The organism is Winogradskyella sp. UBA3174 (assembly GCF_002364335.1).
GTDB lineage: Bacteria > Bacteroidota > Bacteroidia > Flavobacteriales > Flavobacteriaceae > Winogradskyella.
The window spans coordinates 92,313-110,633 of the sequence record NZ_DEXW01000046.1; the positions used below are offsets into that span (position 1 = coordinate 92,313).

Genomic DNA, 18,321 nt, shown 5'->3' on the forward strand with positions numbered 1-18,321 from the left:
AAATAAAATACAATGCAAGACGGCTTATACGCAAAATTTAACACCTCTAAAGGTGAAATATTAGTGAATTTAGAGTTTGAGAAAACTCCAGGAACAGTAGGTAACTTTGTGGCATTAGCAGAAGGAAACATGGAAAATGCTGTTAAACCACAAGGAACAAAATATTATGATGGTTTAAAGTTTCATAGAGTAATTCCAGATTTTATGATTCAAGGAGGTTGTCCTCAAGGCACTGGCACAGGAAATCCCGGTTACAAGTTTGATGACGAGTTTCATACAGATTTAAAACATGATGGTCCTGGAGTATTAGCTATGGCTAACGCTGGTCCTGGAACAAACGGAAGTCAGTTTTATATAACGCATATTGCAACAGATTGGTTAGACGGTAAGCATACTGTTTTTGGTAATGTTATTGAAGGACATGATATTGTTGATACTGTTGCACAAGGAGATACACTTGATACTTTAGAAATTGTAAGAGTTGGTGATGCAGCCGAAAAATTTAACGCCATTGAAGCATTTAGAACTTTTGAAGGCTCTCGCGAAAAGCGTGTAGCAGCAGAACGCGAAGCTGCAAGTGCTGATTTAGATAAATTAGCTGCTGGTTTTGACGTAACTGAATCTGGCTTACGTTATAAAGTCATTCAAAAAGGAGACGGTAAAAAAGCAGAAAAAGGAAACATGGTTTCTGTGCATTATAAAGGTCAGTTGTCAGACGGAACAGTATTTGATTCATCTTACAAAAGAAACTCACCATTAGATTTTCAAGTAGGAGTAGGTCAAGTTATTGCAGGTTGGGATGAAGGCATCTGTTTATTAAATGTTGGAGATAAAGCCCGTTTAGTAATACCTAGCGATTTAGGATATGGATCTGCTGGAGCAGGAGGTGTTATTCCACCAGATGCAACATTGGTATTTGATGTAGAGTTGATGGGAATTAAATAAGTAGAGAGCTAATTTTATTATAAAATTAGTGAAGTGCATATTCCAAACTCATTTAGGAATACAATCAATTAAATAGTAACAAAATTCAAAAAGAATCGTCTCACTTATAGTGAGACTTTTTTTGTTAAACAATCCAACCAAAATGAAATCAAGAATTTTATACCTATTATTAGTAACTGTAGTCTTTAATTGTTCAAATTCAGTTGAATATTCAGAAGAGTTCAAAGAAGAAACCGAAGGAAGCTATTTGTTTAACCAAGATGATGTTATCGAAGTTTATTACGAAGATAATAAGTTATTATTAAATTGGCGCGGAGGAAAAATTGAACCTGTTGCTATTGAGCAAAATGAGTTTTTTGTAGCAGATATGTATAAGAAATTTAAATTTATTCAACATCCTGAAACTAAACAACGCTATTTATCTGCGATACCAGAAGATGATAGTGAAATCACTTATGATTATTTAAAAGTTCCCGCAGATTACAAAACACCTAGTAGACATTTAGAAGACGGTAATTACGAAAAAGCACTAGCTGGTTTCTTAGAAATTAAGAAACAAGATTCTACAAGTGTCTTTATAAGAGAGCGAGATTTTAATAATATGGGTTATAAATATTTTAGAGAACAGGAATTAGAAAAAGCTATTGAAGTCTTTAAAATAAATGTAGCCTTACATCCTAGTAGCGCAAATGTTTACGACAGCTTGGGCCAAGCTTATTTAGTTAGCGGAGATAGTATACAAGCTTATACTAATTACAAAAAATCTTTAGAGTTTAATAATAGTAACAAGCGTGCAGAGAAATTCATTGAAGCATACAAGCCTAAAGAAGATTAAAATTTAAATAGGTTTAATAGCCTTGATGTATAATCAAAAAAAGCTATCCCTTTACGGATAGCTTTTTTTAGTATTATTAGATTATATATTATTCAATAATTCCTGCGCAACCAACACGAGCACCAGCAGCTCCAGAAGGTTGAGATTTTAAATCATCTACACCAATATGTACAATAACGGCTTTACCTAAAATATCTTTAGTGTCATCACCACAGCCAATACACCATTCATCAGTAGTTTTAGAGACCGAAGCAGTACCATCTGCCTTAGTTGTAAAGTTTCCTATATCACCTTTATGGTAACCGGTAGCATCTCCCCAAGCACCATGCGGCTGTGCAGTAGGATTCCAATGACCACCAGAAGATTTACCGTCTGCCGAAGAGCAATCTGCTTTTTCATGAATATGAATTGCGTGCTGACCTTCTTCAAGACCCATAATGGTTCCTGTCATGGTTACAACTCCATCATTCTCAACAAAATTAATAACACCTTCTACGTTACTATCACTTTTTTGTGATAAGTTTATAGTTAGTTGTTTATCTGCTGATGCATTAATAGGTGCAGGAGGTGGTGGAGGTGTTAAAGTTTCAGTATTTGAATCTTCAGTACTCGTTTTAGTATCGTTTTTACAAGCCGTTGCAAATATTACTGCAAAAGCCATTGTAATTAGTTTTAAGTGTTTCATAAGTAATTTTGATTTTAAGTAAAGTTAAGCAGATAAATAGGTTTGTGCAAATGACAAATTAATTATTGTCTACTAAAACTTATACTAATATTTCTATAATTTAGTAATGATATGATAAATATCATATTTTAAAACAAGACATACCACTAATTTTGAACCACAATAATTAGGTATGTGTCATTCTTTAGTAAATAAATACAACGTGGCAGGACCACGTTATACAAGTTATCCAACAGTTCCGTATTGGAATATGGATACATTTTCGTTACAGCAATGGAAAAAGTCTTTAAGACAATCTTTTGAAGAAAGTAATGCTAGCGAAGGTATAAGCTTGTATTTACATTTACCGTTTTGTGAAAGTTTGTGTACGTTTTGTGACTGTCATAAGCGTATCACAAAACGCCACGACCTAGAACTGCCATATATAAAAGCACTTTTAAAAGAGTGGAGTTTATATCGTGAATTGTTAGGTGCAAAACCTAAGCTAAAAGAATTACACCTTGGTGGAGGCACTCCAACATTTTTCTCACCAGAAAACTTAAAATTTTTAATTTCTGAATTATTGAAAGTCTCAGAAATTGCAGAAGATTATGAATTTAGTTTTGAAGGTCACCCTAACAATACAACCAAAGTACATTTGCAGACTTTATTCGATTTGGGTTTTAGACGTGTGAGTTTCGGTGTTCAGGATTATAACTTGAAAGTGCAAAAAGCTATAAACCGTGTACAACCATTTGAAAACGTAAAACGCGCTACGGAATTGGCTCGTAAAATTGGTTATACTTCTGTTGGGCATGATATTATTTTTGGTTTACCATTTCAAACCGAATCAGATGTTATTGAAACGATTACTAAAACCGAAGCATTAATGCCTGACCGTTTGGCGTTTTATAGCTATGCACACGTCCCATGGATAAAAGGCAATGGACAACGTGGTTTTAAGGATAAAGATTTACCATCAGCAGATTCAAAACGTAACCAGTACGAAACAGGAAAACGACTTTTAGAAAAAGTGGGTTATAGCGAGATAGGTATGGATCATTTTGCTTTAAAAAGTGATTCGCTTTATAAAGCGATGAAGAATAAAACATTACATCGAAATTTTATGGGGTATACAGCCTCTAAAACAAAAGCTATGATTGGTTTAGGTGCTTCTTCTATAAGTGATAGCTGGTATGGATTTGCGCAGAATGTAAAATCTATTGAGGAGTACGATCATTTAATTGATGAAGGTATTATTCCGGTTTACAGAGGACATATTTTAAATACTGAAGACCTTCGCATTAGAAAACACATTCTAAATCTCATGTGTCATTTTAAGACCTCTTGGTTAAATCATGAAATGACCTTTCTAGAATTACCAGATGTCCTTTTAAAACTAAAAGAGTTTGAATTAGACGGTTTACTTGAGTTTGAAAGAAAACAAGTCACTGTAACAGAAAAGGGAAAACCTTTTATTAGAAATATATGTATGGCTTTCGATTTATTATTAGAACGCAAAAAGCCCGAAACCAAATTATTTTCAATGACTATTTAAAACATAAATAAAATGAAAAAAATTATTGTACCCATAGATTTTTCAGAACATTCCGAATATGCATTAGAAGCTGCTTCTAACATCGCTCATAAATTTGGATCAGAACTTATAGTATTACATATGCTAGAATTATCTAATGCTATTTTAACAGCAGGAAATAATGCTTTAGATGAGGAAGCTGTATTTTATTTAAAACTAGCAGAACAAAAATTTCAAACCTTTTTAAATAAGCCTTATTTAGAAGACCTTGTAGTAACTCCTATTGTAAAACATTTTAAAGTTTGGAGTGAGGTTAACGATGTGTCTAAAGAGCACAAAGCTAACCTAATTGTTATGGGTTCTCATGGAGCAAGCGGAATTAAAGAAGTTTTGGTTGGGTCTAATACAGAAAAAGTGGTGCGTCATTCAGATATTCCTGTTTTAGTAATAAAGCACAACCCTATATTATTTGATTTTGAAAACGGTGTATTTGCAAGTGATTTTTCTGAGGAGTCTGTTGCACCATATCTTAAGGCTAAATTGATTTTTGATAAACTTGGAGCTAAGATGTATTTGGTGTATGTGAATTCTCCAGATGGTAATTTTAGAAGCTCTTCTGAAATTGATAAACGTGTTGCTGACTTTTTAAAAAAAGCAGATAGTGACTTAGATAACTTATCTAATGTAAGTGTAGTTTCAGACTACTCAATAGAAAAAGGAATTTTAAATTTCGCTAATGTTATTGGTTCAGATTTTATTGCAGTAGCTACTCATGGTAGAAAGGGTTTAGCACATTTCTTTGAAGGAAGTATTTCAGAAGACATAGCAAATCATTCTACGTTACCAGTTATGACTTTTAAAATGTAATTTTTTATTTTTATTGAGTAGTATCAAATTAAACGTCAAAGATTAATTTATTTGACGCTCTTTAAGTTTCTCAATATTACCATTTATTCTCTATATATTACAGCTACTCATCATTCATTAGTCTTAAATTTCACTTTATAAAAATGAAAGTATTTGAAATCTAAACATTCAAAATATATAATTATTGGAGCAGGTTTGTCAGGATTGACAACAGCTTATATCTTAAATAAAAATGGGATTATAGATGTCACTATTTTAGAAGGACGACCTCAAATAGGTGGGCGTATAGTAACACATAAGGATGTGGATCTGGGAGCAACCTGGTTTCAGCAACCACATCAGTATTTAACCCGTTTATTGAATGAACTTAATCTTGGTTCATTTCAGCAATATCAAAAAGGACAAAGTATTTTAGTTTATAATACGATGGCACCAGCGCATTATTTTGAAAGTGCAACAGATGCATCTTCTGCAAAACGAATTGCAGGAGGGTCAATTGCTGTAATACATAAATTATCTGAAAATTTAGGTAGTCAAATAAAACACAATACTAAAGTTGAAACTATTACTGAAGTTAATAAATGTTTAGAGGTACTAACGAATAGAGGCTTATTTTCGGCAGATAAGGTAATTATGACCATACCTCCAAAACTTGCCAGTACATTAGATTTCTATCCTAAATTACCAGAGTATTTGCTTGCTATAATGAAACAAACGCATACCTGGATGAGTAATTCTATTAAAGTCGGGCTGACTTTTAGCACACCCTTCTGGCGCGAAAACAATTTTTCTGGTACCGTCATTGGTGAAAGTAACCCAGTGATAGAACTCTATGATCATTGTAATTTTGAAGATAATAGTTTCAGTCTAATGGGATTTGTAAATGAAGACTTAAGAGCAGCTAAGCGAGAAGATAGAAAGGAAGCTGTCTTAAGTTATCTTGAAAAATATCTCGGCGAGTCTGTAAGAAATTATTTAGATTATTTTGAAAAAGATTGGTCTAAAGATGAATTTACCGCTGTTCAGCATCTACAACCTATTAATAGCAGTCCTCAATATGGAAATGCTGTATTTACTGATTTTTTTATGAATGGCAAGTTGTTGTTTTCTGGGACAGAAACGTCAAAACACTATGGTGGTTATCTTGAAGGAGCGGTAATAAGCGGACTAGAGGCAGCAAGGCAAATTATAAACTCCAAATAGATGAGGTCTACAATTGAACATTACCAGCTCCATAAAGGCCATTCTGAAAAATTATAAGTTTAGGTCTATGATTTCATGGCCACTATAAACTCTCGTCTTTGTTTTGCGTAAAATAAAAATTAGTGACATTCTAAAGCACTAGAAGCCATTTCAACCACAGGAGCGGGAGAGAGGTAAGGAATTCCTAATCCCAAACCGCGTAGAATAAACAAAGCGCCAATAATAACTACAAAAACAGGAATCGCTTTTTGGATGCGCTGTTTTAGGGTACTGTTTAAAAATTTACCTAAGTAAATCGCTGAGGTCATTAGAGGAATTGTTCCTAAACCGAATAAAATCATATACAAACTGCCTTCCAATAAGCTGCCAGTTGCTACAGCTCCAAATACAGCCATATAAACTAAACCACATGGTAAGAACCCGTTGAGGAAGCCAATGGTTAAAAACGTATCTGCTGTTTTCTTCTTTAGAGCTTTACCTAAAGATGTTTTTACTTTTGAAATTATCTTGTAGAGTGGTCTAGAAAGATTGTATTTGCCAATGGTTTTGTGTGGCAATAGCACCACAACGATCATTAAAATACCGATAATAATAGAAAGTTGTTGTTGTATGCCAAAAATATAAAGACTCTGACCAACTAAACCAAAAACTAAGCCGATAATGCTATAAGCCAGTAACCTACCAAAATGATACATCCCAATCTGACTCACTTTTTTAAAGGAGTTAGACCGGTCTACAGGCAACATAAAGGCTATTGGTCCACACATACCAACGCAGTGTAAACTTCCTAATAATCCTAATATGAGAGCAGAAACTAACATCTAATAAGTGATTTCAGTTTTATAGAGATAGGAATTATTATTATATTTCCAATCGATTTTAATGTTCCAACGACCACCCAACAAGCTTTTGTCAGGTATGAGCAAATTGTGATTAGACAATGAAATTTGAGTTTCAAAATCTAAGTGCTTGTTAGATGGTCTATATAGGAACACTTTTCCTTTTATGTTTTTAATGTCTAGATACTTTGGAAATGTGATTTCAATGCCGTCTTGAGTTTTGATCCAAGTAACATCAGAGACCAATGTTTTTGAATGTTCTTGTTTGTCAATATCATTTTGAAATTGTAGTTCTTGGCCATAATAATCTTCTACTACTAAATCATGCTCGTATGCCGTATCAGTGCTCATCGTTATTACGAAATACATAATAAATGATATAAAACACACAAATGCAATAACAATACCTGTTCCCCAATTTATTTTCATAACAAAATTTATTTTGTTATCCTGAATTTGCTTCAGGATCTCATTATTTTTCCTGCAAAGGATGGAATCTCCATTTTTTAATTTTGTAACCTTTAACTGCCACTGAGTGCAGTCGAAGTGCTATTATACTAATTTCCATCCTCGTGAATTACCCATTGAATACTGTCTTGTCTACTACTTAATTAAAACTTCGAGGGCCTAAGAAAGAAACAGATGTTGTTTCGATAAGCTCGTCTTTGCTATACACATCAATCATTATTTTATTTTTATCGCCCGATAAATCACTTTGTTTAAGTTCTATAAATAGGGTGCCTTCTGCAATAGCTTGTGCCTTTACAATAAATGTGTCGGAAGTAGAAACAACGTGTACAGTACCGTCCCAACCTCTGAGCTTAAAGCTTAAATTATCAATCGCTTCAGAGGTCTTGTTTACCAATTTAAAGGTGTAAACATTACTGATAATGCCATTGTCTTTATGTTCGTAAAGTTGCCCTGGCAAACGTAAAATACGCGCTTCAACAGCGTTACGCAAGGCTAACATTCCTGCTAATAGCCCTATGAGTATGGTTAGTACAGCCATATAACCTTTTAGACGAGGTGTTAATTTAAAGGGCTCTTTTTTCTTTATATTATCTTCACTTGCGAAACGAATTAATCCTTTTGGAAGATTGATTTTTTCCATAATATCATCACATTCATCAATACAAGCAGTACAGTTAACACATTCTAATTGTGTGCCATTTCTAATGTCTATTCCTGTTGGGCAGACAGTAACACATTGAAAACAATCAATACAATCTCCATGGCCTAAAGCGTTGCGATCTTCGTTTTTTCTGAATTTTTTTCTTCCATTTTCTGCTTCTCCACGTTTATAATCGTAAGCGACGACAATAGATTTATTATCTAAAAGCACACTTTGTAAGCGGCCATAAGGACAAGCAATAATGCACACTTGTTCTCTGAACCAAGCAAAAACAAAATAGAATACACCTGTAAATATAAGAAGCGGAATAAGGGTTCCTGTATGCTCAAAAGGCCCTTCGGTAACATATTTTAAAAGCGCGTCACCACCAATTAAATAGGCTAAAAATACATTCGCGATTAAAAAAGAAATCACTAAAAATACAAACCATTTTAGCACGCGCTTTCTTATTTTCTCTGCATCCCATTTTTGGCGTTGCAAACGCATTTGTTTGTTTCTGTCTCCATCAATCCAATATTCAATACGTCTAAAGACCATTTCCATGAATATGGTCTGCGGACAAATCCAACCACAAAAAACACGACCAAAACCGACGGTAAATAGTGTAATGAAAATTACACCAATCAACATAGATAGAACAAATAGATAAAAATCTTGTGGCCAAAACGGAAAACTAAAAATATTAAAACGGCGCTCTAAAATATTAAATAACAGAAATTGATTGCCATTGATTTTAATAAATGGAGCAGCAAATAAAAAAGCTAATAAGACATAACTTACGAGTTTACGCTTTTCGTAAAGATAACCTGAAGGCTTTTTAGGAAATATCCATTTACGCTTGCCATCTTCATCGATAGTGCCAATAGAATCTCTAAAAATTTCATTTTCTGGCGTTTCCATTTTGGGATAGCTTTTTCTGTTTATTAATTATTTGAAGCCATGGTTTTTCCTTGTACTGGTATTAACTCAAGGTCTTCAGTTGTGTTTTTATTTTCGATTTCACCTTCAACTTTAGATGCTTTTATGGATTCATCCGCCCAAACATCGCCCTCGGCAGCTTTAGGTTCAGCCGGTGTTGTGCCTTGAAATTGCAGTACATAACTTGCAACTTGTGCCATCTCTAAAGGCTTTAGTTCAGCTTTCCACGACACCATTCCTTTTCCGTCTCGTCCTCCTTCAGAAATAGTTCTGAAGACATTTTTAATGCCCCCACCCAAAATCCAATTGGGGTCCGTTAGATTTGGGCCAATCCCACCGCCGCCATCAGCTTTATGACAAGCCACACAGTTAGATTCAAAAATCTTTTGACCTGATTTTAAATCGGAAGCGTCTGCTAAAAGTTCAACAGTATTGTAGTCCACCAAGCCTTTCGCTGTTTTCTTGTAGGCTTCAATGGCACGATTAGCTTCAGCGTATTCAATTTCATATTCTACAAATTGACCGTCTGCATTAAAAACGTGGTACCGAACCATATAAACCACGGCGAATAGTATGGATAGATAAAATGAATAAACCCACCATGGTGGTAAATTATTATCTAATTCTTTAATCCCATCATAATTATGATCGAGAATAATCTCACCTTCGTCTTCTATGGGTTTAGAGCCGAGAAGATTCTTGTATTTTTCCTGAACCCAGGTCAAAATTTTAAAGGGTTTGTTGGTGTTTGCATCGTAGCGGGCTTGAGCCGCTTCATCTAAACTTTGATAAAGAATATTAGCCATAGCGCTTACAATAGCCTCAATAGCAATTAATACTAATAATATTAATAATAAAAACAATAAGATGATAGGTTGCTCCATAAAGGCAGGCTGACCTCCCGAATCTACAAAGTATTCTACAAGTCCGGCAATAGCAAAAAAGAGTACGGGCACTCTTATGTGTGATGGGATTAAATTTCTCATGATATAGTCTCGTTTTGGTGGTCTAAAGGAATGTTACTAACTTCCTTTATATAATCCTTCTTAGCTGTAATTACCCAATAAAAGAGCACAACAAAAAAGATGAAGAATATAAGGAGTGATATCATGGGATATATTTCAATACCTGTAATCGTTTCTAAGTGGCCTTTTATAAATTTGAACATAATAACTTAGTTTTGTACGGTTTGGTCTATTAGATCTTTTACTTTGATATCGGTACCAAGACGCTGCAAGTAAGCAATCATAGCGACGATTTCTCTATTTCGCATTTCTACGAATTCTTCACCTGAAGCGGCTTTATCTGCTTCATAAGAGGCTACAAAATCGGGATCATTATATAAATTTTTCTCAATCTGAGTGCCCTGTTCTATCATAGACGTCTGTGCGTTTGTAATCTCTTCGTCTGAATAAGGAACTCCTAAAGAAACCATAGCTTCCATTTTCTTTTCAGTCATGGATTTATCTAGTTGAGCGCCTTCACCAACAATTAACCATTTGTAGGATGGCATAATAGAACCACTAGATGTACTTTGAGGATCGTACATATGATTAAAGTGCCAATTATCTGAATACTTTCCTCCAATACGATGTAAATCTGGGCCCGTACGTTTACTTCCCCATAGGAATGGGTGATCATAAACAAATTCTCCGGCTTTAGAATATTCCCCATAACGCTCTACCTCAGATCTAAATGGACGTATCATTTGAGAGTGGCAACCCACACAACCTTCTCTTATATAAAGGTCTCTACCTTCTAATTCTAACGGTGTATAAGGCTTAACACTACTTATTGTTGGAATGTTAGATTTTACAACAAGTGTTGGTATAATTTGAACAATACCACCAATTAAAATAGCGATAGTGGCATATATCGTTAAAAGCACTGGCTTACGCTCTAACCAAGTGTGCCAGCCTTCTCCTGAAACACGACCTTTAGATACGCGCTGTAGTGCTGGTGCTTCGGCTAATTCATCAGTTACCTTATGCTCAGATTTTACAACCGTCATAATAACATTATAGACTAAGACAAGCATACCGGTGAGATATAAGGTGCCACCAATGGCGCGCATCCAATACATTGGCATAATCTCAGTTACGGTTTCTAAGAAGTTACCATAAACTAAAGTACCATCTGGATTAAATTGTTTCCACATACTTGCCTGCGCGAAACCAGCAACATACATAGGTAAGGTATATAACAGAATACTTAAGGTGCCAATCCAGAAATGAGCATTGGCTAAGCCTATAGAGTATAGTTTGGTTTTAAATAATTTTGGAATGAGATAATAAATCATACCAAAGGCTAAGAAACCGTTCCATGCTAAAGCTCCAACATGGACGTGAGCAATAATCCAATCCGTATAGTGCGCAATGGCATTTACGTTCTTTAGAGCTAGCATTGGGCCTTCAAAAGTGGCCATACCGTAACCTGTAATGGCCACAACCATAAATTTTAAAACAGGATCTGTACGGACTTTATCCCACGCGCCACGTAAGGTTAATAAGCCGTTGATCATACCACCCCAAGATGGCATTAATAGCATAATTGAGAATGCAACACCTAAATGTTGTGCCCATTCTGGTAAAGCGGTGTACAGCAAGTGGTGAGGTCCTGCCCATATATATATAAAGATTAAAGACCAGAAGTGAACGATTGATAATCGGTAAGAATATATAGGTCTGTTCGCTGCTTTAGGAACAAAGTAATACATCAATCCTAAAAATGGCGTCGTTAAGAAGAATGCGACCGCATTGTGCCCATACCACCATTGGACTAAGGCATCTTGTACACCTGCATAAACGGAATAACTCTTCATGCCTGTGAAGCTGACAGGTAATGCTAAACTATTGAAAATATGAAGTACGGCGACCGTTACAAAGGTGGCTATATAAAACCAAATGGCGACATATAAATGACGCTGACGCCGTTTAAGGATTGTACCAATCATATTCACACCAAAGGCGACCCAAATTAAAGCGATAGCAATATCAAATGGCCATTCTAGTTCGGCATATTCTTTAGAAGTAGAATACCCTAATGGTAATGTAATTGCCGCTCCGACAATAATAAGCTGCCAACCCCAAAAATTGATCTTGCTCAAGAGATCACTCATCATTCTGGCTTTAAGCAAACGTTGCAGTGAGTAATAAACACCAGCAAAAATTGCATTACCGACAAAGGCAAAGATGACGGCATTGGTATGTAATGGTCTTAAACGACCAAAACTCAACCAAGAGATACCATCAGTCATGTTTGGGAATAAAAACATAAAGGCCAAAATTAGGCCTACAAGCATCCCAACGACTCCCCAAAAAATGGTAGCGTAGAGGAATTTTTTAACGATTTTATTATCGTAATAGAAGTGTTGCATTTCCATATTAAAAAAATTAGTCAGTTTTTGTATCGGTTGATGGTTTGGTTTGCTCTTTTACTATTTCGTCTTCAAAAAGCATGCGTACAGATGGTGTATAACTGTCATCATATTGACCAGACTTTACGGCCATTAAAAAAACAATAAAGAAAGCAACGCCAATAATGACACTTACGGTTAATAAAATATAAATAACACCCATACCTACTGAAGTTATAGCTCAAAAATACTATTGAACCTGTTTTTAAATTATGACTTTTATCATGTTGGATAAATTATTTTTTCTCCTTTAATTCCTATCCCTAATCCTTTCCGTAGGAAAGAGAACTGTTATATGTTTACCCCTATAAATTATATGGGCACCTTTTGCGGTCCTTCCCTTAAGGACGGATTTAGGATGGGACTTTCACGTTTCGACTCCTCCCTTTGGGTAGGCTGGGATGGGATTCTTCTCCCCAGAATTGTTGTAGCAAGTGTTGTAAAGACAACAATACTTATGGAACTCAACGGCATTAATATAGCAGCTACAACGGGTTCTAATTGACCTGTAACCGCAAAATATAAACCGATAACATTATAGATGAATGAAAGGACGAAGCTCCATTTAATAATTTTCACTGCGGATTTAGAAGCCCTTATGAATTGATATAGTTGGTCGAATTTTGAAGCATCTAAAATGGCATCACAGGCAGGTGAGAAGACATTGACATCTTCAGATATGGCAATACCGACATTGCTTTGTGCTAAGGCACCAGCATCATTTAACCCATCGCCAATCATTAAAATTTTTGCGCCTTTAGATTGATGGCGTTTTATGAATTCTAATTTATCTTCTGGTTTCTGATTAAAAATTAGTTTGGTTTTAGTAGGTAATAATTTTTTTAAGTTGTCGCGTTCACCTTCGTTATCACCTGAAAGAATCACTAAATCAAATTGGTGTTTTAATTGATTAAATAATTTTGAAACCCCTTTTCTATACCTATTATAAAACGTGAATTTTCCTTTATAAATATGATTACTGCTCACATGCACAGTCGTATTTAAAACGGAACCTTCTTCAACTTTACCAACAAAACTTGCAGAGCCTATTTTAAGATTGATAGCATCGTGCTTAGCTTCAATCCCTTTTCCAATATGTTCTTCAAAAGTGTCGAGAGTGATAATATTATGTTCTTCAAGAATGTTATATAAGGTTCTACTTAAAGGATGATTAGAACCCCGAAGCGAATTTTTGAGTACTACACTTTCTGTATCAGAAAGCACATGTCCATCATACTCAGCATAACTACTTTTATTCGATGTAAGGGTTCCTGTTTTATCGAAAATTACAGTATTGATTTGTGCTAATTGTTCAATTACACTTGCGTTTTTGACATAGAATTTTAACTTTCCAAAAATGCGTAGCATGTTTCCAAATGTAAAAGGCGCAGAGAGTGCAATCGCACACGGACAGGCAATAATTAGCACTGCTGTAAATACATTCATGGCTTTACTAGCATCAGTAAATAACCAAAATGTGGTGGCTATAAAAGCGATAGCCAATAGTGTAATAGTAAAATGCTTACTAATGGCATTTGTAAGAGTAGTAAAACCTTCTTCTTTATTTTTATTAAACACATCGTTACTCCATAACTGGGTGAGATAACTTTGTTCAACCGATTTTAAAGCTTCAAGTTCAATGACACCAGAAGTTTGTTTACCACCTGCAAATAACGTATCACCACATTGTTTCGAAACGGTTTGCGATTCGCCGGTCACAAAACTGTAATCTATCTTTGCGCTACCATTAATTAAAAGACCATCAATAGGAATTAATTCTTCATTCCGAATTAAAATTCGATCCCCTTTCTCTATATCATAAACCTGAATGGAATTTTCGTTGCCTTCGCGATCTATTTTAGTAACCGCAATTGGGAAATAGGATTTGTAATCCCTTTCAAAAGAAAGAAATTCATATGTTTTTTGTTGAAAGAACTTTCCAATTAATAAGAAAAATACGAGACCTGCTAAACTATCAAAAAAGCCTGAACCTAAATCGAATATGATTTCAATAGTACTTCTTATAAACAGTACGGAAATACCAAGTGCTATAGGGACATCAATATTTAATATTTTCGCTTTTAAACCTTTAACTGCCGAAATGAAATAGTCTTGCGCAGCATAAAATACCACAGGAAGTGAAAGCGCAAACATGAGCCAGCGAAATAGTGGTGTGTACTGTTCTAACCAAAATTCATTAACTTCAAAATACTCAGGAAAAGATAAAAACATAATGTTTCCAAATCCGAATCCTGCAACGCCTAGCTTATAGATTAAGGTTCTATTTATATCCTTTTTACCAGATTTAAAATCGTTTAAACTGATGTATGGCTCGTATCCGATTGCGCTTAATAATAATACCACTGCTTTTAAACTGGTATTGGCTGAATTGTAGGTAACCCGCACTGTTTTTTTACCAAAATTCACTTGTGAATCTGAGATGTTCGGATTCAATTTATTTAGATTTTCGAGAATCCAAATACAGGAGCTACAGTGAATATGCGGAATGTAAAGTGTGGTTATTTCTGTTATTTCACTTCTGAATTCTGTGAGTTTTTCAATAATATTTTCTTGGGATAAGAAGTCGTATTTCCCTTCGATTTCTTTTGGAATGGCTCCAGGAGAATTCTGTAAATCATAGTAGCAGGTTAAATCATTTTCGTTAAATATTTCGAAAACTGTTTTACAGCCATTACAACAAAACGATTTGTCTTGGAAGTTGATGATATTATTGCCACAATAATCACCACAATGAAAACAAGTGTTATCCATTTTAATTTGCTCATTTATACCTTTAGCAAAGGTCACATATCCTTAACTGGTTAAATATGACATATGTCATGTTAATTAGTATCTTTGGAATACTAGCTAAAAAACAATCAATATGAGTAAGTGTGATTCGTGTATTGTAAAAGAATTTAATTCCCTAAAATCATTAACTCGAGATGAGCTTATGCGCGTTTCGGCTTGCAAAACCGCAAAGACTTACAAGAAAGGACAGGTTATTTTTGAAGAAGGAGAAACCTTAAATGGTGTTTACTGCGTTAAAGATGGAGTTTGTAAACTCACTAAGCTCAGTGAGAATGGTAAGGACCAGGTTGTTAAGCTCGTGGTGAAAGGTGGTATGTTAGGTAAGCGTTCGCTAGTATCAGAACAAAAAACAAATCTAAGTGCTGTGGCTCTTAATGATATGGAAATGTGCTTTATTCCAAAGAGTGAAATCATGAATGATTTATCCAAGAATCCAAAATTTACTATGGATGTTTTAAGAGAAATGGCAGAGGATTTAAAAGAATCGGATGAGTCTTTAGTGACTATGGCTCAGAAGTCCGTAAAGGCTAGAATGGCTGAGATATTAATTTATGTCCATAAAAATTTCGGTATTGATTCTGAAGGCTATTTAAGTATCATTTTATCTCGTGAAGATTACGCTAGTATTGTTGGGACGGCTACAGAATCTGCTATTAGAATTCTCTCTCAATTTAAAAAAGAAGGACTTATTTCTGCTTCAGGAAAGCGAATAAAGATAGAAGATTATATAGGTCTTCAGCGAATAGAATAAAAAAACGCTCTAGACATCTAGAGCGTTTTTTTATTCATACTAAGTTTTATTAATCAATACCAAAAGTTTTAGTTTCCTTAAAAGGATCTGTTTTTACTTGTTTCATTTTTACTTGATAGTCTTTCCAGTCTTTATTGAAAAAGCTATTGGTTTCGCCTAAAATTATATTTAATGCGTCTTTGGCATGTTTGATAAGTGTTGTTTCTGTAGATGTTAATCCGGTTTGACTTCCATAAACATAACTAGAAGCGTTACCCAAACGTTGTAATGGTGTTACTTCAGGGTTTCTTGTAATGCCTTGGCGTTTGTCTACCTTGCCCAAATACTTGTCAACAAGACTGTCCATAGATTTTATAATCTCTTTTGAAGCTTTTATTTGATCTTTGTAAGCGTCCTTGTCTAGCTTAGAAAGATTGGTTTTATACGTTTCAGCAATTGTTTTACTTTCTATTAATTGTTTAACTGCATTTGCAGCCGTTTCTTGCATTTTCTCTAATTGTTTAGCTGCTAAATAAACTTCATCAATATTCTTTTGAGAAACATCTAACCTTGGGTCAGATTCAACCTTAATAGTTGTTTCAGATATTTGGTCTCCGTAATGTAGTATTGCTTTATAGATCCCAGGTTTTACTGAAACACCACCTGACTCTCTTGTTTGTTTTCTAATACGTCTTGAAGGTCTGCTTACTCCTGCTTCATCCATATACCATGTCCATTTTTGGATGCCGTTTTCTTTTGGAGCTTTTTGTTTTAGTGTTCTTATTAAACGGTCTCCATCGTATAATTTAAGTGTTAGAGAATCCCGTTTTACAGCATCTTTATCCTCAATAACTTTTTTATCGCTTATGTTTTTATCTCCTTTCTTACTGTCAGTTTTTATATCAGACTTTACTGCATCTTTCTTGTTAAATAAATAACTAAAACGAGCACCACCTCCACGATTTTCACCATGATACATAGCGTCTGCTCCGAAGCGACTTCCTGTTGGTTGTTGGTATGCTGCTTGATAACCAATTGGTGGTTCAAATAGTTTAATATTTGAAGTCATTACAGAAGCATTCTTAGCCATAGCTCTTAAGGGTCTAATATCGTCTAAAACCCAAGCTGAACGACCAAAAGTTCCAATAACTAAGTCGTGTTCCCTGGGATGAATTACTAAATCTTTAACTGACGTCGTTGGAAAACCTTCTGTCCATTTCGTCCATTTTTCACCAGCATTAATTGAAATATATAAGCCATCATCAGTACCTAAGAACATCAAATTGGGTTCTACTAAATCTTCTACAATAGCTAAAGTGTAACTTTGCACGTCGTTTTCGTCTACAATACGTTCCCAAGTTTTTCCATAGTTTTTGGTTCGGTAGGCATAAGGTGTATAATTAAAACGTCTGTAATCATTAGCAATTAAAAGCGCTTCTCCCTTATTTTTATTAGAGGCTTTTATTTGAGTGATCCAGCTACCTTCTGGTAAACTCTTTATTTTTGAAACATCTGTCCAAGTATCTCCTCCGTCTTTTGTGTAATGTATGCGGCCATCATCTGTACCAGCCCAAAGCATATCTTTTTCTATTGGAGATGGTTCTATCACTAAAATAGTAGTATGATTTTCTGCTCCAGTAGCATCCATACTAAGTCCACCACTTTCAGATTGTTTTTGCTTTTCTGGATTGTTAGTAGATAAGTCTGGAGAAATAACGGTCCATGTTTCGCCTTTATCAGTTGATTTGTGAACAAACTGACTTCCGAAATAAAGCGTGCTATTACTAAAAGGGTCTATGTTTATAGCCGAATTCCAATTAAAACGTAGTCGAACATCAGGATTAGGATGTGTTGGTTTCACACCATAATTATTACCTGTTTGCCAGTCGTATCTGCTTACGTAGCCTTGTTGGCTCATAGACCATCCGTAGCGCGAGTCATCTCTATCTGGTACAACATCAAAACCATCACCGAAACTAATTTCTTGCCAGTAACTATTTCTGATGCCTTGAGCACGCCATACATAAGCTGGTCCTCTCCAGGATCCGTTATCTTGCATACCTCCATAAACGTTATATGGATATTCATTATCTACATTAATATGATAAAACTGAGCAACGGGTAAATTACCAATAAAGCGCCATGTTTTTCCACCGTCTTTAGTAATGTTCATGCCGCCATCATTCCCATCAATCATAAAATCACCATTATTTGGGTGAATCCACCAGGCGTGGTGATCTGGATGCACACCATTATTCGCACCATAAGCAGGCATCAATTGTGTGAAATTTTTTCCTCCGTCTTCTGATACGTTTACATAAGTAAAAACAGAATACACACGATTTTCATTTTTTGGATCGACATAAATTTCAGAATAATAAAATGGTCTATTTCCAATATCACTTTTGTCATTAATCATTTTCCA

Annotated in this window: 16 protein-coding genes; 6 read left to right on the plus strand and 10 right to left on the minus strand. The window is 34.9% G+C overall.

Going from position 1 to position 18,321, the window contains the following annotated elements; translation table 11 throughout:
* Window positions 1-12: 12 nt before the first annotated feature.
* Both B2U95_RS08590 and B2U95_RS08595 read left to right on the plus strand, forming a co-directional pair.
* On the plus strand, window positions 13-945 hold the full coding sequence (locus B2U95_RS08590) for a peptidylprolyl isomerase (RefSeq protein WP_296315024.1): 933 nt from the start codon (window positions 13-15) through the stop codon (window positions 943-945).
* A 142-nt stretch (window positions 946-1,087) separates the two neighbouring features.
* The gene (locus B2U95_RS08595; protein WP_296315026.1) at window positions 1,088-1,780 is read left to right on the plus strand and encodes a tetratricopeptide repeat protein; all 693 of its coding nucleotides are present in this window, start codon (window positions 1,088-1,090) and stop codon (window positions 1,778-1,780) included.
* A gap of 88 nt (window positions 1,781-1,868) precedes the next feature.
* On the opposite strand, the gene B2U95_RS08600 is transcribed toward B2U95_RS08595, so the two are convergent.
* Window positions 1,869-2,465 carry a superoxide dismutase family protein gene (locus B2U95_RS08600; RefSeq protein WP_296315030.1) on the minus strand — a complete coding sequence of 199 codons (597 nt, stop codon included), beginning with the start codon at window positions 2,463-2,465 and terminating at the stop codon, window positions 1,869-1,871.
* Between the two features lie 172 nt (window positions 2,466-2,637).
* On the opposite strand from B2U95_RS08600, the gene hemN reads away from it, so the two are divergent.
* From hemN to B2U95_RS08615, 3 genes are all read left to right on the plus strand, one after another.
* Window positions 2,638-4,002: an oxygen-independent coproporphyrinogen III oxidase gene (gene hemN, locus B2U95_RS08605; protein WP_296315031.1), complete on the plus strand. Its 1,365-nt coding sequence runs from the start codon at window positions 2,638-2,640 to the stop codon at window positions 4,000-4,002.
* 12 nt (window positions 4,003-4,014) lie between these two features.
* Window positions 4,015-4,848 (plus strand): universal stress protein, encoded by an 834-nt coding sequence (locus tag B2U95_RS08610; protein WP_296315034.1) that lies wholly within the window; start codon window positions 4,015-4,017, stop codon window positions 4,846-4,848.
* A gap of 153 nt (window positions 4,849-5,001) precedes the next feature.
* Window positions 5,002-6,051: a flavin monoamine oxidase family protein gene (locus B2U95_RS08615; RefSeq protein ID WP_296315037.1), complete on the plus strand. Its 1,050-nt coding sequence runs from the start codon at window positions 5,002-5,004 to the stop codon at window positions 6,049-6,051.
* 119 nt (window positions 6,052-6,170) lie between these two features.
* Here B2U95_RS08615 and B2U95_RS08620 read toward each other — a convergent pair whose 3' ends face one another.
* From B2U95_RS08620 to B2U95_RS08655, 8 genes are all read right to left on the minus strand, one after another.
* A complete protein-coding gene (locus B2U95_RS08620) occupies window positions 6,171-6,872 on the minus strand; it encodes a sulfite exporter TauE/SafE family protein (RefSeq protein ID WP_296315039.1) in 702 nt (233 codons plus the stop codon).
* A complete protein-coding gene (locus B2U95_RS08625; RefSeq protein WP_296315042.1) occupies window positions 6,873-7,319 on the minus strand; it encodes a FixH family protein in 447 nt (148 codons plus the stop codon).
* Window positions 7,320-7,497: 178 nt separating this feature from the next.
* Window positions 7,498-8,922, minus strand: coding sequence for a cytochrome c oxidase accessory protein CcoG (gene ccoG / locus B2U95_RS08630; protein WP_296315045.1), 1,425 nt, complete (start codon window positions 8,920-8,922; stop codon window positions 7,498-7,500).
* Between the two features lie 23 nt (window positions 8,923-8,945).
* Window positions 8,946-9,926, minus strand: a complete 981-nt coding sequence (locus B2U95_RS08635; RefSeq protein ID WP_296315047.1) for a cbb3-type cytochrome c oxidase N-terminal domain-containing protein — start codon at window positions 9,924-9,926, stop codon at window positions 8,946-8,948.
* Window positions 9,923-10,108 (minus strand): CcoQ/FixQ family Cbb3-type cytochrome c oxidase assembly chaperone, encoded by a 186-nt coding sequence (locus B2U95_RS08640; protein WP_296315050.1) that lies wholly within the window; start codon window positions 10,106-10,108, stop codon window positions 9,923-9,925. Before B2U95_RS08640 ends, B2U95_RS08635 begins: the two co-directional genes overlap by 4 nt.
* Before the next feature lie 6 nt (window positions 10,109-10,114).
* Window positions 10,115-12,322, minus strand: coding sequence for a cytochrome-c oxidase, cbb3-type subunit I (gene ccoN, locus B2U95_RS08645; RefSeq protein WP_296315053.1), 2,208 nt, complete (start codon window positions 12,320-12,322; stop codon window positions 10,115-10,117).
* A gap of 10 nt (window positions 12,323-12,332) precedes the next feature.
* Window positions 12,333-12,518 (minus strand): cbb3-type cytochrome oxidase assembly protein CcoS, encoded by a 186-nt coding sequence (gene ccoS, locus B2U95_RS08650; RefSeq protein WP_296315057.1) that lies wholly within the window; start codon window positions 12,516-12,518, stop codon window positions 12,333-12,335.
* 149 nt (window positions 12,519-12,667) lie between these two features.
* On the minus strand, window positions 12,668-15,127 hold the full coding sequence (locus tag B2U95_RS08655; protein ID WP_296315059.1) for a heavy metal translocating P-type ATPase: 2,460 nt from the start codon (window positions 15,125-15,127) through the stop codon (window positions 12,668-12,670).
* 112 nt (window positions 15,128-15,239) lie between these two features.
* Here B2U95_RS08655 and B2U95_RS08660 point away from each other — a divergent pair, with 112 nt between their 5' ends.
* Window positions 15,240-15,917, plus strand: coding sequence for a Crp/Fnr family transcriptional regulator (locus tag B2U95_RS08660; protein ID WP_296315061.1), 678 nt, complete (start codon window positions 15,240-15,242; stop codon window positions 15,915-15,917).
* Window positions 15,918-15,966: 49 nt separating this feature from the next.
* Here the strand turns inward: B2U95_RS08660 and B2U95_RS08665 are convergent.
* A partial coding sequence (locus B2U95_RS08665) for a hypothetical protein (RefSeq protein WP_296315066.1) occupies window positions 15,967-18,321 on the minus strand: 2,355 nt, incomplete at its 5' end.